General features: G+C 36.4%; 14 protein-coding genes. 6 read left to right on the top strand and 8 right to left on the bottom strand.

Annotated features, from left to right (window positions below; translation table 11 throughout):
* Positions 1 to 6 precede the first annotated feature (6 nt).
* Complete coding sequence (locus EG344_RS22380; RefSeq protein ID WP_410493986.1) at positions 7 to 1,086, top strand: Atu1372/SO_1960 family protein; 1,080 nt, start codon at positions 7 to 9, stop codon at positions 1,084 to 1,086.
* Between the two features lie 320 nt (positions 1,087 to 1,406).
* Here the strand turns inward: EG344_RS22380 and EG344_RS22375 are convergent, their stop codons facing one another.
* Positions 1,407 to 2,840 (bottom strand): PLP-dependent aminotransferase family protein, encoded by a 1,434-nt coding sequence (locus EG344_RS22375; RefSeq protein WP_123911502.1) that lies wholly within the window; start codon positions 2,838 to 2,840, stop codon positions 1,407 to 1,409.
* Between the two features lie 101 nt (positions 2,841 to 2,941).
* On the opposite strand from EG344_RS22375, the gene EG344_RS22370 reads away from it, so the two are divergent.
* The 3 genes from EG344_RS22370 to EG344_RS22360 all read left to right on the top strand — a co-directional run bounded on the left by EG344_RS22370 (position 2,942) and on the right by EG344_RS22360 (position 4,684).
* Complete coding sequence (locus EG344_RS22370) at positions 2,942 to 3,397, top strand: cupin domain-containing protein (protein WP_034698222.1); 456 nt, start codon at positions 2,942 to 2,944, stop codon at positions 3,395 to 3,397.
* Positions 3,398 to 3,556: 159 nt separating this feature from the next.
* Positions 3,557 to 4,441: a dihydrodipicolinate synthase family protein gene (locus EG344_RS22365; RefSeq protein WP_123911501.1), complete on the top strand. Its 885-nt coding sequence runs from the start codon at positions 3,557 to 3,559 to the stop codon at positions 4,439 to 4,441.
* A gap of 9 nt (positions 4,442 to 4,450) precedes the next feature.
* Positions 4,451 to 4,684, top strand: a complete 234-nt coding sequence (locus EG344_RS22360) for a thioredoxin family protein (RefSeq protein ID WP_123911500.1) — start codon at positions 4,451 to 4,453, stop codon at positions 4,682 to 4,684.
* Positions 4,685 to 4,735: 51 nt separating this feature from the next.
* Here EG344_RS22360 and EG344_RS22355 read toward each other — a convergent pair whose 3' ends face one another.
* Complete coding sequence (locus EG344_RS22355; RefSeq protein ID WP_123911499.1) at positions 4,736 to 5,242, bottom strand: pyridoxamine 5'-phosphate oxidase family protein; 507 nt, start codon at positions 5,240 to 5,242, stop codon at positions 4,736 to 4,738.
* 318 nt (positions 5,243 to 5,560) lie between these two features.
* Between EG344_RS22355 and EG344_RS22350 the strand changes: the two genes are divergently transcribed.
* On the top strand, positions 5,561 to 6,382 hold the full coding sequence (locus EG344_RS22350) for a helix-turn-helix domain-containing protein (RefSeq protein WP_123911498.1): 822 nt from the start codon (positions 5,561 to 5,563) through the stop codon (positions 6,380 to 6,382).
* Positions 6,383 to 6,444: 62 nt separating this feature from the next.
* Positions 6,445 to 7,398, top strand: a complete 954-nt coding sequence (locus tag EG344_RS22345) for a nitrilase family protein (RefSeq protein ID WP_123911497.1) — start codon at positions 6,445 to 6,447, stop codon at positions 7,396 to 7,398.
* 171 nt (positions 7,399 to 7,569) lie between these two features.
* Here the strand turns inward: EG344_RS22345 and EG344_RS22340 are convergent, their stop codons facing one another.
* The 6 genes from EG344_RS22340 to EG344_RS22315 form a co-directional block, all read right to left on the bottom strand.
* Entirely contained in the window at positions 7,570 to 7,800 is a 231-nt protein-coding gene (locus tag EG344_RS22340) for a hypothetical protein (RefSeq protein ID WP_123911496.1), read from the bottom strand.
* Positions 7,801 to 7,904: 104 nt separating this feature from the next.
* Entirely contained in the window at positions 7,905 to 8,549 is a 645-nt protein-coding gene (gene pdeM / locus EG344_RS22335) for a ligase-associated DNA damage response endonuclease PdeM (RefSeq protein ID WP_123911495.1), read from the bottom strand.
* A 55-nt stretch (positions 8,550 to 8,604) separates the two neighbouring features.
* Positions 8,605 to 9,216, bottom strand: a complete 612-nt coding sequence (locus tag EG344_RS22330; protein WP_123911494.1) for a 2,3-bisphosphoglycerate-dependent phosphoglycerate mutase — start codon at positions 9,214 to 9,216, stop codon at positions 8,605 to 8,607.
* A 121-nt stretch (positions 9,217 to 9,337) separates the two neighbouring features.
* A complete protein-coding gene (locus tag EG344_RS22325) occupies positions 9,338 to 11,647 on the bottom strand; it encodes a ligase-associated DNA damage response DEXH box helicase (RefSeq protein ID WP_317126484.1) in 2,310 nt (769 codons plus the stop codon).
* Between the two features lie 124 nt (positions 11,648 to 11,771).
* Positions 11,772 to 13,352 carry an ATP-dependent DNA ligase gene (locus tag EG344_RS22320; RefSeq protein WP_123911493.1) on the bottom strand — a complete coding sequence of 527 codons (1,581 nt, stop codon included), beginning with the start codon at positions 13,350 to 13,352 and terminating at the stop codon, positions 11,772 to 11,774.
* Positions 13,349 to 14,371, bottom strand: coding sequence for a ligase-associated DNA damage response exonuclease (locus EG344_RS22315; RefSeq protein WP_123911492.1), 1,023 nt, complete (start codon positions 14,369 to 14,371; stop codon positions 13,349 to 13,351). The genes EG344_RS22320 and EG344_RS22315 overlap by 4 nt, the downstream gene beginning before the upstream one ends.
* Positions 14,372 to 14,418 lie beyond the last annotated feature (47 nt).

Below are 14,418 nucleotides of genomic sequence, written 5' to 3'. Positions count from 1 at the left end.
CAGATTATGGCACAGAATAAAGCTAAAATACTGGTTCTTATACATTCAGATAATGGTGGAACCTATGAATTGGCCAAGGAAATTGCTAAAGGTATTGAGAGTGAGAATAATGCTACTCCCTATATCAAATTGGTTAAACCATCAGAGAATCCCAATTTGAAAAATCTTCCTGTTGCAACAGTGGATGAGCTTTCCGGCTATGATGGAATTGCTTTCGGGTCACCTGTTTATTTCGGAAATATCAGTACCGGAATGAGTGAATTTTTATCTAAAACTGTTCAGCTTTGGACCAATCATGCTCTGGAAGGAGTTCCGGCAACTGTTTTTATGTCTGCAGGAAGCGGAGCAGGAAAAGAACTGGCTCTTCAGGCATTCTGGAACAGTCTTGCTGTGCACGGAATGGTTCTGGTATCTAATGGAATCCGCGGAACCGAAGGACTGAATAAAGCAATCCCACAAGGAAATACAGTACTAGGAATTACTACCATGGCCTCTCTGAAAGATGTTGAACGTCCTACGAAAGGAGAAAGATCTTTGGCAGAACTTCAAGGGAGAAATTTTGCAAAAGTATCATTGGCTCTAAAAGATACACGCCCGAAAAAAGTTGCTTCCATCGTTGAAAACCACCAAAATTTTAATGAAGTTTTAAAACAGAAAAATATTGTACTTCCACAAGTTCCGAAACCTGCAGGAAATTATCAGCCGTTTGTTCGTTCAGGGAACCTTGTTTTCATCAATCAGGTTGCCTTAAAAGACGGAAAAATCTTTAATCCGGGAAAATTAGGAGTGGATCTTAATGAGCAACAGGTAAAAGAAGCTACCAAAGTTACGATGCTGAATGTTTTGTCTGTTCTTAATGAAGCTGTAGGCGGCGACCTCGGCAGAGTCAAACAGTGTGTACAGCTTACGGGAATTTTCAACACAAAAGATGATTATACCAAGCATGCTGATCTGATGAACATCGCTTCTGATCTTACGGCTGAGGTTTTTGGGGATAAAGGGAAGCACGCAAGGGCAACGTTCGGAGCTTCTTCTATTCCTGTGAATTCTTCTGTTGAGATTCAGGCTGTTTTTGAAGTAGAATAGTTCTTTTTTCGCAGATCTTACTGATTTCACAGGCGATGTGGATCATTAGCAGATAAATTATAGCGCAAACATTCACCTGTTTGCGCTATTTGTATAATTTTAGAAGTGATATTTAATCTCTTGCCAATATTTGTAGTAGTTTTTTAATCACCAATTTTTGCAGAAGGGAAAACAGATAAAGATCTGTGTTATTTGTGAGATCTGTGAGAACTTATTTTTAATTTTTACGGTTTTTCAACCACAGATTTTTGCAGATGGACACAGGTGATTATAGATAGAACAGGATATAAATATGTATTATTTGTAATCTGCGATACCTTCTATCGAGAAAGCTGAGAAAAGATACCTGCAATAATCTGTATGCTTTGTTCCAATTGCTCTTCTGAGACTGAACCATAGCTTAATCTGAATCCATTAATGTGATTTCTACTGTATTGTTTTGGATGAATGATCTTAATGTTTTTCTCTAGGAGTAGTGACGCCACCTTGTCCCAATCTAATGTGAATTTTGGAACAATCCAGAAAGCTAATCCTCCTTCAGGCAAAACAAAATCAGCAACATCTTTCATATACTTATTCAAAAGGCTGTAGACAAAATCTCTTTTATGTTTATAATGTGCTGTGGCTTTTCTGATATGTTTTTTCACTGCTCCTTCTTTAATAAGCTGTAAAACGGCCTGTTCCATAATAACATCTCCATGTACATCAATAATCTTTCTTAAACTTCCAATCTTTTGTAATAATTCCTGGTTTTTCGTTGCCAGATATCCAATTCTTAATGCTGGAGCTACTACTTTGCTTAAAGTTCCGACATATACATAATGGTTGAGTTCAGGAAAGCTGGAAATAGGCAGAATAGGACGGTAACCAAAATGAAATTCATTATCGTAATCATCTTCAATGATGGTGATAGTATGTTGATTGGCTAGCTCTATCAATTTTAAACGCCTTGATAAACTTAAAGTAACCATTGTTGGATATTGTCTATGAGGAGTAATATAGATGGCTTTAATATTCTTATGTTGAAATAAAAGCTTTTCAATGGCCTGTACATTGATTCCTTCTTCATCTACAGAAACAGGGAAAAGCTTGGCTCCTGCATATTCAAATGCCTGCCATGCCGGTTGGTAGCCAGGATCTTCAACAATGACACAGTCTCCTGGACTTAAAAGACTTTGAGCAGTCAGAAACATCGCCATTTGGCTTCCTCTTGTAATGGATATTTCATATTCATTAATCTGCATACCGCGCTGATGATTCAACATTTGAGAGATCATTTTCCGGAATTCTATATCTCCATGCTCATTTCCATATCCCATCATCTGCCATTTTGCTTTTATTCCAAAAATCTGGCGATAGGCTCTTGCCAATTCAGTGACAGGAGCAATTTTACTGTCCGGATGACCATCATCAAAATTAATGATACCCCCATGAGCCATTGTGGGGTTTTCCAACGCAGCAAACCTTTTTTCTGTTCTATTTTCATGTAAAGCAGGAAGCTGATCTGAGACAAAAATCCCTTTTCTTTCTTTAGAAATTACCCATTCTTCATTGATTAAAACCTGATAAGCTTCTACAACTGTATTTCTATTAATTTTCAATATGTTTGCCAGATTCCGGCTTCCCGGAAGGGCATCCCCGGGCTTCAGCCTTCCTGAACGGATATCAGCAATAATGGTATCTGCTATTTGTAAATACACGGCTTTATCAAGCTTTTTATCGATTTCAAATTCTAATTTCCAAGGTCTTAACATCTGGACTATCTATTTATATAAAAACTGAATCATTTAAACAGTCCAAATATAAAATAATTTTGTCATGCAATAAAGCACAAAACTTTAAAATTTTAGAAATTATGGACAAAAAACAGTTCAGTTCAAAAGACTTTCACGAAACGTTTGCAAGACCAAAGTATGTAAAACCAAGCCATTTAATTCATAAAAATGTAGAAAATGCAGGAGAGCACAATCAGTTTTCAACAGAAAGGAAACATCCTGTTTTCTTTGTCGATCTTCCGAGTAAGAATGTCAGTATGACCATTGGAGGATTAACTCCCGGACAACAAACGAACAGACATCGTCATACTTATGAAACCGTATTATTTGTCATTGAAGGAAAAGGCTGGACAGAAGTAGAGGATGAAAGAGTACACTGGGAAGCAGGAGATGCAGTATATATTCCTTCATGGGCATGGCATAAGCATCAAAACTTAAGTGATACCGAGCCTGCAAAATACATTGCCTGTGAAAATGCTCCTCAATTACAAAACTTAGGTGTTGCTCTGAGAGAAGAAGAGGGCAGAGACCTTTAATACCTATGCTTTTAACCATTAAGAGATGATTTTGGTTGATTTTATTGATCATGGATATGATTTTCTTTTTCAAAATGAAATTTTACTTAAAATGAAATCTCTCTTAGTGGTTAAAACATTTTTGCTGAAAATTATTTTAAATTTTTAAATGAATAAAACATGAAAAATGTGCCATTTAAAGGGATTATAGCTTATCCCATAACACCTTTTGATGAAAATGAAAAAGTAGATATTCCGCTTTTCAAATACTTGGTAGAAAGGCTTATCGTTTCAGGAAATCATGGTATCGCTCCATTGGGAAGTACAGGGGTAATGCCTTATCTGTCTGATGAAGAAAAGGAAGCCGTTACAGAAGCTACATTACAACAGGTAAAAGGAAGAATTCCAACTCTTGTAGGGGTTTCCAACCTGACCACAGAGAAAACGATTCACCATGCTCAATTTGCAGAAAAAGCAGGAGCAGATGCCGTAATGATTATTCCGATGAGCTACTGGAAACTCACAGATGATGAAATTGTGACACATTATGATGCTGTAGCGCGTAAAATTTCTATTCCGATTATGGCTTACAATAATCCGGCAACAAGTGGAGTAGATATGTCACCATCCCTCTTGAAAAGGCTGCTTGAAATTCCTAATGTAACCATGATTAAAGAAAGTACAGGAGATATTCAGAGGATGCATTATCTGAGGCGAGAACTGGGAGAAGAGGTGGCTTTTTATAACGGCTCAAACCCTTTGGCTCTGGCTGCATTTTCTGCCGGAGCAAGAGGATGGTGTACAGCTGCCCCCAATCTTATCCCTGAGCTCAATATCAGTCTTTATAATGCGGTTGAAAAAGGGGATCTTGAGAAAGCAAAAACTATTTTCTATCAACAGTTTGATCTTTTAAAATTCATTGTCAACAAAGGATTACCAAGAGCTGTGAAATCAGGTCTGAATATTCTGGGTGAAGATGGTGGAAATTTGAGAAGTCCTTTAAAGCCTTTGCATGAAAAAGAAACCGAAGAATTAAGAAATATTATTCAAACCCTTATTCATTAATACCATCTTATGAAAAAATCCATTTTTTATCATGCAGGATGCCCTGTATGCATCAGTGCAGAACATGATATTGTCAGCCTTATCGGGTTAGAAAACGTTGAAATTATCCATTTGGGTAATGAAAAAAAGAAAATTGAAGAAGCTGAAAAAGCAGGGGTAAGGTCTGTACCAGCTTTAGTAACACCTGGCGGGAACGTTCTTCATATTAACTTTGGAGCATCTATAGAAGATGTGAAAAATTAGATTATTAATATTATATCAACGGCTCAATTTCTTGAGCCGTTTTTTTATCTTTTAAATGATAGCATTTCCTTCTACACCATCAGCATTATTAGTTTTATGACCTGTTATTGCTGATGCAACAAAACTAAAGAGACTGACCAGTTTCCCAGCTTTGGTATCCCAATAATAGGTTTCTTTAGGTTCCACACGGATAATTGTCACATTGGGATCATCTTTTCCGTCAAACCAGGCTTTTGCAAGAGGTGACCATTTTTCTTCTATAGTGGCTTTGTCTTTATAAACAGAAGCCTTTCCATACACCGAAAGATATTGGGAATCTTTATTATTCATGAAAAATAACTGTACTCTCCGATCATCTTTTATTTCAAAATTCTTATTACTGGTTCCGCTGCTGATAAACCATAAGTTCCCGCTGTCATCTGTTTCCTGTAAGGTCATAGGCCTTGAATTGACAGGTATCGTTTCCAATTCTGTACAGAACATACATATTCTTGCATTTTCCGACAGTTCTTTAATCTTTTTGATCGCTTCGAGGTGGGTAAGATTTTGTGTTGACATTATATTATATTTTAAGTGATTGGTTGAATATCAAAAAGAAAATTCTATTACAGAAAATAGAATCTTTTGTATTTATTAAAACATTCAAATACCTGACCAAATGAAAGAAAAGTGTGGTATCTTTACTTAAGTTTTATAAATTTTATAGTTTTTTTTACTTATTGGCCGTTGTAAAAGCACCCGTATTTTTTCGGTATGAGATTTATTAAGAATAAGAAAAATATTCCGGCACAAATTATTTTAATCACCATGAATGTCACTAATAAAAAGGGTTCATGTATTCATAGCAAGCAATAACATCAGTTAAAATCATGCGTGATGAAATTTTGCGTACATTTGAATATGCAGATTTCCCCACCAAAACATCTGGCTCCTTTTATCCGACATTATATCTTTCTGGAAAACCATGAAAAAGATATAAAAAATGTCAGATTATTTACTGATGGAAGTACCGGATTGATCTTGTCTGCTAATATGAATCTGTATTCTGATTTTTCAGAGGAGCATATACCTGCTTCATTTTTTTATGGAACATTGAACAGCTATAAAGATTTTTCCTCAAAAGGTAAATTTTCTTTTATAGCAGTGGTTTTTCAACCTTATTTTCTAAATATGATACTGAATACTTCTGCAAAAGAAGTTAAGAATCAGATTATTTCTGTTGAAGATGTATTGAAAGATAAGCTCATCCGATTCCAGGACCAACTTTTTGATAAAATAAATCCATTAACGATTATTAATGATCTGAATATTTTTTTTACCCGATTTATATCGAAAGAAACTGGAACTGATTATCAACTTATAGCAGCTATTCAGCAATATATTCTTCAACATAAAGGGTCTGTTTCATCAAAAGATCTGGAATATTTTACAGGATATTCTGAACGGCACCTGGAGCGAAAATTTGAAAACTATATGGGAGTTTCACCCAAAAAATATACGAATATCATTCGCCTTCATTACTTTTTAAGTCTTATGAGTCAAGGAGTCAGTGATGAAAATATGACTTCACTTTCTTATCATGCCGGTTATTCGGATCAGTCTCATCTGATCAGGGAATTTAAAAAAAGCATAGGACTCACTCCGCGACAGTATATAAAAACGGAAAATAAAATGGCGGTTAACTTCATTGAGTTATAATTCTCATGTCGGTTTTATACAATTTTTCTCTGGCAGATTGCAATAGATTTGCTGAAAAAACAATGAATATTAAAATTTCAACTGCCCAATTTGAAAATAAAAGCGGAGATAAAAAATATAACCTTGCTGTCATAGAAAAACTGGCTCAGCAGGCTTCCGCTGAAGGTTCTGGCATGATTGCTTTTCACGAATGCTCCATTACAGGATATACTTTTGCCCGAAACCTTTCCAAAGAGCAGCTGCTGGATATTGCCGAACTTATTCCTGAGGGAGAAAGCATTAAAAGGCTACAGCAGATTGCTGAAAAATATAATATTGTCATTCTAGCCGGGCTTTTTGAAAAAGATGTGGATAACAACCTCTTCAAAGCTTATGTATGTGTAGATCAAACAGGACTGAAAGCCAAATACAGAAAACTTCATCCGTTTATCAATCCTCATCTTACTCCAGGTAATGAATACTGTGTATTTGAAATTCTGGGATGGAAATGCGGTATTCTGATTTGCTATGATAACAATATTATTGAAAATGTAAGAGCAACCAAGCTTCTGGGTGCCGATATTATTTTTATGCCTCATGTTACTATGTGCACTCCTTCAACAAGACCCGGAGCTGGTTTTGTAGATCCTCAGCTTTGGGAAAACAGGGGAGAAGATCCTACTTCTTTACGACTTGAATTCAAGGGGATGAAAGGAAGAGATTGGCTTATGAAATGGTTGCCGGCACGGGCTTACGATAATGGAGCTTATATCATTTTTTCAAATCCAATTGGGATGGATGATGACCAGCTTAAAAATGGATGTTCTATGATTATTGATCCTTTTGGTGATATTATTGCGGAATGCCATTCATTTGAAGATAGTTTTGAATCAGCTGTCATTACTCCTGAAAAACTTACCCATGCAGGAGGATACAGGTATTTGAAAGCAAGAAGACCGGAACTTTACAAGGATATTATAGGGAAGGAACATTCTTCTGTACAAAAAGTAGTATGGCTAGATGAGAAAGACAGTTAAATAATTATTTTATGATAGAAAAATGAAGATGTAATAAAGGAATCAGGGTAGATCGAAAATCTACCCTGATTTATTGTAATCAGACGCAAAATCTTAATCTTATAATTTCATATTACGGAGGCAAAGAAGAAATTAACAAGTTGATTTGACTAAGCTAATGATATGATTCTATTATCTAGGTCTGTCTGGTTTTGTTGGATCGATGGTATCGTCTGGATTATCACCTTGGATGGGGGGTGTAATTTTAGAAGTGGATGATTCTATTTTCATCCCTTGTCGATTTAAAGCATCAGTTTTCATGATTGCTTCTTTCGGAGTAATATTCTCATCTCGTTCAGAAGTGCAGGAATTAAGTGTAAATATGATAGCAGTACTTGCCGCTAAAATAACTAGTTTTTTCATGGTAATTGTTTTATATTAAGGGGTAAAAATACTAATTAGTAAGTGATATTTTGCTATTTATTTTACGTTTTTATGAACGGATAATTCTTTGACTGTAAGAAAAATCAAACTTCATAGATCTCAGCATCTGTAAACACAAAAAACTTACTTTTCTTAGGCAGATTTTTAGTATCCAGGCCTGTAAATTCACTAAATGCAGGAAGTAATAACTGGTTTTCACTCAGTGCAAAGCAGGGAAGCCTGATCCTTTTTACCGCCGAGTTTAAAACAATTCCAGGATGAATATGACCTGTAATCTGAAAGCCGGTTCTTTCTTTATCAAAATCATGAATCAATGTAAATACGCTCAATTCTAATAAAGATGCTTTAAAATCCAGACAGAGTTTTTTCTCTAAAGATTTTGAAAGACGGTCATGATTTCCCTCAATAAGAAAAAATTGCAAGCTGGGATATTGATTTCTCCATCGGCAAAACTCATCCACATCAGAATTGTCACCAGCATGAAGCAAGTCTCCTACCACGATAAACTTTTCCGGATTGAAATATTCAATCAATGCAGATAATCTTTCCAGATCACTTTTCATAATATGATTGGCCACCGCAATACCATTTTTACGAAAATGGGCTGTCTTACCAATATGAAGATCAGAAAGAATTAAGGCTTTTTCTTTTTTCCAAAATACAGCACGCTGATTAGTAAGGATAAAGATATCATTTTGAATGATAATTTCTTTAATGGCTATAAACACGGTGAATCAAGTAAAGGTTGGGGTTAAAGTTTAAGTTTTCTTACAAAAGATTGCTCTAATAATAATTATTCTCTCTTCTGCTTACATGAAATTTTTCATCAAAAATATAAGTGATTGGAACTCCCGTTGCAATTTCTCTTTCCAGAATTTCGTCAGGAGATAAGTGTTCCAGGTACATGATGAGTGCGCGGAGGCTATTGCCGTGGGCAACAATCAATACATTTTCACCTTGTTTCAACAAAGGGGTAATTTCTTTTTCAAAATAAGGAATCACCCTGTTATAAGTATCTTTAAGGCTTTCGCCACCTGGTGGAACTACATCAAAAGACCGACGCCAGGTATGAACCTGCTCTTCTCCGTATTTCAATGCGGTTTCTGCTTTATTAAGCCCTTCAAGATTTCCATAAGAACGTTCATTCAAAGCTTTATCCATGACAATAGGGATATTGGGTTTTCCTATTTCATCTAGGATAATAGAAAGAGTATGTTTGGCTCTGAGTAAGACTGAGGTGAAGGCAATGTCTATTTTTTCTTTTTTTAAGGCAATTCCTGCATTTTTTGCTTCTTCAATTCCCGTTTCTGTAATATCGATATCCTGCCAACCTGTGAATCTGTTTTCAAGATTCCAAAGTGACTGTCCGTGACGGACCAAAAACAATTTTGCCATTATTTTAATATTTTACTCTTATAAGAGATACTCTAAGTTACGAACTTATTAAAAGCTTTTAATTATAAAAAGGACATTTTTTTACCGTTGAGACCTGATAATCATCATGTATCAATTCGTTTCAAAGCTTCAGCATTCTTTTAATTCTTGCATCCAAACCTTCACTGGAAAGGGTCTGTCTAAGACTGTCAACCTTGATTGGGAAACTTAAAGGGGTAAAGGAACGGGAATGTTTTAAAATAATTCTGGATTTTTCAATTCTTTTAAAAGCTTCCACGAGCCTCTGTTCCTGAAGTTGCATATTAAAAACTTCTGTATAGGCCTGTTTGATTAAAAAATGACTGGAATCGTAATCTTCCAGCACTTTAAAAATCAACCCTGCCGAACTCTGTAATGATTTATTGGATCGTTGCTTACCTGCATAATTTTGAATCACCATTCCTGAAATCACGGCGATATCTCTGAATTTTCTCCTTGCCATTTCTGCAGAATTGATACTGGCAATCACATCATTCATGAGATTATCTCTGGTTACTATTTGCTGAATATTTTCTTCATTCAACGGAATTTCCTTATCACTGAATAATTCAAATCCGTAATCATTCATCGCCATTGAAAAGGAAATAGGAACCAGTTTTGAGATTCGAAAGGCAATCAAAGCTGCCATTACCTCATGGACCAGACGACCTTCAAAAGGATACATAAACAGATGATAGCCTTCGCGGTTTTTAATCATTTCGACCAAAAATTCATCATCCTTTGGAATATGAGAATTCTCCTCCTGATTCACCAGCAGCGGATGCAGGAACTTTAATTCTTTTTCTGAAGCTTTTGGATTTAAAGCATGCGAAAGTTTCTCTCTCAAAAAATGCCCAAGATCGGAACTTAAAGGCAGCCTTCCACCAAGATAACTCGGAACCAAAGCTTTTCCTTTAGCTGATCTCACATAAACAGTCATGTCTTTAATCATCGCCACTTCAAGAGTTCTTCCTGCCAGAATGAATTTCTCTTCTTTTTTCAGTTTGGATATAAAATATTCTTCAACCATTCCAATATAGCCACCGGAAATAAACTTAACTTTGAGCATGGCATCACTTACAATCACTCCCATATTCATCCGGTGAAGCATGGCTATTTTTCGGGAGGTCACTTTATATAATCCATCTTCCATAATCTCAATTTTATGGAATTCTTCATAGTTTTTTAAAACACTGCCACCGGTGGTGAGAAATTCAAGAATACTTTTCCATTCTTCATCCATTATTTCCTGAAAGGCATATACTTTTTTAATCCTTTCATATAGCTCATCAGGATAAAAACCATTTCCTACGGCCAAAGTCATGAGAAACTGAACCAGCACATCAAAACACAGCACCTGTGGATCTCTGGGTTCTACTACTTTTTGTTTGACGGCTTCTTTTAAAGCAGAAACTTCGATTAATTCTAAAGAGTGGGTGGGTACACAATAGATTTTGGAGGTTTCAAAAGGGGAGTGACCACTACGGCCTGCCCGCTGAAGAAACCTGGCGACTCCTTTTGCTGAGCCCACTTGAATGACGGTGTCAACGGGTTTAAAATCTATTCCTAAATCTAATGAAGAAGTGGAAACAACCGCTTTTAATTTTCCGGAACTTAGATTTTCTTCAATCCAGATTCTTAAATGAGCATCGATGGAACTGTGATGAATGGCAATTTGACCCGCAAAATCCGGATAAGCATCTAAAAGTAACTGATACCACATCTCACTCTGGCTTCTGGTATTGGTAAAAACAATGGTGGATTTTGAATCAAGAATAATAGGCACTACTTTATCTGCAAGCTTGTGTCCAAGATGCCCGGCCCACGGTAGTATTTCAATTTCATCCGGAAAAACAGGAATAATATCAATCTTTTTTTGTTCTTTGGCCGTTATTTTTGTTTTTTTAATATCATAAGGAATCAGCACGTCCATTGCTTCCTCCAGGTTTCCAATGGTAGCCGTAATTCCCCAAATCTGCATTTTCGGTACGTACTTTCTGAGTTGTGATATTCCCAATTCTACCATAACCCCGCGTTTTGAACCTAACAATTCATGCCATTCATCTACAACAATGCATTTCATCTCCCTGAAAAAAGTTTCATGATTTTTCTGAGCCAACAGAAGGTGCAGGCTTTCAGGCGTTACAACAAGAATTTCAGGCATTTTTCTGACCTGTTGCTGTCTTACTTTAGGATCTGTATCTCCATTTCTTACTCCAACTACCCAATCAATGCCGATCTCATCCATCGCTTCCTGCATTGCTTTAGCAATATCTTTGGATAAAGATCGAAGGGGAGTGATCCAGATCATTTTCAATCCTTTTTTATAGTTGTCAGGATGGTTTAAAAAGTCCGAGATTAATGCTAAAAAAACAGAAAAAGTTTTTCCGAATCCTGTAGGAGCTACCACCATACCGCTATACCCACTCCCAAATTTCCGTCATGTATCAGTCTGAAATTTAAAAGGGGAGATGCCCTTATCCTTCATCCATTGCTGAATGATGGTAAATCCGTTGGTATGTTCAAAAGCTGTCACGTTATTGTATTAATTTTTTAATTTCTTCCAGGTTATCAATTTCATCTACCGTCTTATCTTTCCGCCATCTTACAATTCTTGGAAACCGAAGTGCTACACCACTTTTGTGCCGGTTACTGAAACCGATGCCTTCAAAGGCAATTTCAAAAACCAGCTCTGCTTTTACAGTTCGTACTGGACCAAATTTCTCAATCGCATTCTTTGTTACAAATTTGCTGACCTCCATAATTTCCTTGTCTGTTAATCCTGAATAAGCTTTGGCAATAGTTACCAATTTGTCTTCATTTTTTACAGCAAAAGTATAATCTGTATAATAAGCACTTCGCCTTCCACTGCCTTTTTGAGCATAGATCAGAACGGCATCAATGGTAAAAGGGTTGATTTTCCATTTCCACCAATCGCCTTTTTTCCGGCCTGCATGGTAAGGTGAGTTTTTTTGTTTTAACATGAGCCCTTCACTGTTCACACTTCTTGAATTTTCCCTGATCTCATTCAATTCATCCCATTTTTCAAAATCTATGGTCTGGGAAAGTAGGATGTTTTCAGGTTTTTCATTCAACAGTAATTCTTCCAGCATAGCTCTTCTGGCTGACACTGGCTTATCTCTTACATCGTGATTTTCAAGTTCCAATAAGTCATAAGCAAATACTTCAATTGGAATTTCCGAGAGCATTTTTTTAGTTAAAGTTTTTCTGTTTAATCTTTTTTGTAATTCATTAAAATTTAAAACTTTACCTTCCTTCACCGCAAGTATTTCTCCATCTAAAACAAAATTACCTTTCATTGCTTTTACAACTTCCGCAATTTCAGGAAACTGTTCAGTGACTAATTCTTCACCTCTGGACCATATAAACACTTCATCATTTCTCCGGATGATCTGTCCACGGATGCCGTCCCATTTATATTCTACCAGCCATTCATCAGGTTTTCCTAATTCTTCCAATTGCTTTTCAAGTGGATAAGCCAGACAAAAAGGATAAGGTTTGGAATTATCAGGATTTATATTTTCAGCGGAAATTAATTCTTTAAATGAAACTTCATCAGGCTGCCATTTCCCCATTAAACTGTGGGTCAATGTACTGGATTCCTGACCTGAAAATTTACTCAATGCATTAATCAGCGTCTTATCTGATACACCGATTCTAAAACTTCCGCCTATTAATTTATTGAAAATCAAACGTTCTGTATAATCCAGACCATTCCATGAATGGAGCACAAATTCTTTCTTTTCTGTCTCATTTTTCTCCTTTAACGCCATAATATCCTTCATCCATTGGGAAAGGCTTCGTTCAATCTTTTCTTCCGGTGGTGGAAGAATCAAAGAAATTGTTTCTCCAAGATCTCCGACTGAGGAATAACTTTCCTGAAAGAGCCAGAAAGGAAGTTCTGTAATTTCCAATGCCCATTCCTTCATCAAGTTAGTATTGACATTCCTTTTGGGTCTTTTTCCTGTAAATAGAGCAATAAACCATACCTTATCTTCATCCGGAGCACGCTCCAGATAATCAATGATGGCAACAATTTTAGCATTGGTTTTATTGGTGGTTTCCAAAGCGTTGATAAGATCTGCGAAATGTCTCATAGCTCTGGATTTTCAATAGTTTCTTTTTCAGATACTTCTTCATCTTCACCAAACAGCGTTTCTATCACATCTGCGTTAATTCCAATTTCGTTCAGATATTTTGAAAATATTTCTGTCTGTCCATGGGTAACGTGTACGAGTTCAGCCTCTGTAGCTTTTACAGTTTGCAGAAGTCCTTTCCAATCGGCATGATCGCTCATGGCAAAACCTGCATCGGCACTTCGCCATCGTCTGGCTCCTCGAACCTGCATCCATCCTGAGCATATTGCAGTGGCAGAATCGGGGATTTTTTTGATTATATTACTATCCAGCAAAGGGGGAGGAACAATGACAATTTCATGTTCCATTTCTTTTGGACGTTCTTTAAAATCGGCAATGGTATATTCGGGAAGATCTATTCCTACATTTTCAAAGGCTTCATTTAACTTCCCGATAGAATAATGAACATATATTTTGCCTAATCCTTCTACAGCTTTCATAATTCGTTGGGACTTTCCAAGTGAATATCCAACGAATACTGAAGTTTTGCTGTTTTCCTGATTTTTCAATACCCAATTCTGCAGTTTTTTATTTAAATCGTCAATCTCTAACCAATTATAAACGGGCAGCCCAAAAGTACTTTCTGTAACAAACTCATTACATCTAACCAGCTCAAAAGGAGTGCTGAGACCATCATCCTGAACTTTATAATCTCCGGAAATTACCGTTACAAATCCTTTATACTCTAATCGTATCTGAGCAGAGCCAATAATATGTCCGGCAGGATGTAATGAAACCTGAACGCCGTTGATATTGGTCTTCTCTCCATATTCTACCCCCTGACATTCTATATCACTTCCAATTCTTTGATACAGAATAGGTTTGGTAAAATGATGGCAAAGGTATTTCTTCATTCCCCAACGGGCATGATCGGCATGTCCATGGGAGATAACTGCCAAATCCACAGGCCTCCAGGGATCTATGTAGAATTTCCCTTGAGGACAATAAATTCCTTTTTTGGTAAATGTGATTAACTTCAATGGTGTGATTGGTTTGTATACACTTCTTCAAAAACTTAACCAATTTA

The organism is Chryseobacterium sp. G0162 (assembly GCF_003815715.1).
GTDB lineage: Bacteria > Bacteroidota > Bacteroidia > Flavobacteriales > Weeksellaceae > Chryseobacterium.
Note: the sequence above shows the minus strand (reverse complement) of the source record. Positions and strands in the feature narration are given on the sequence as shown.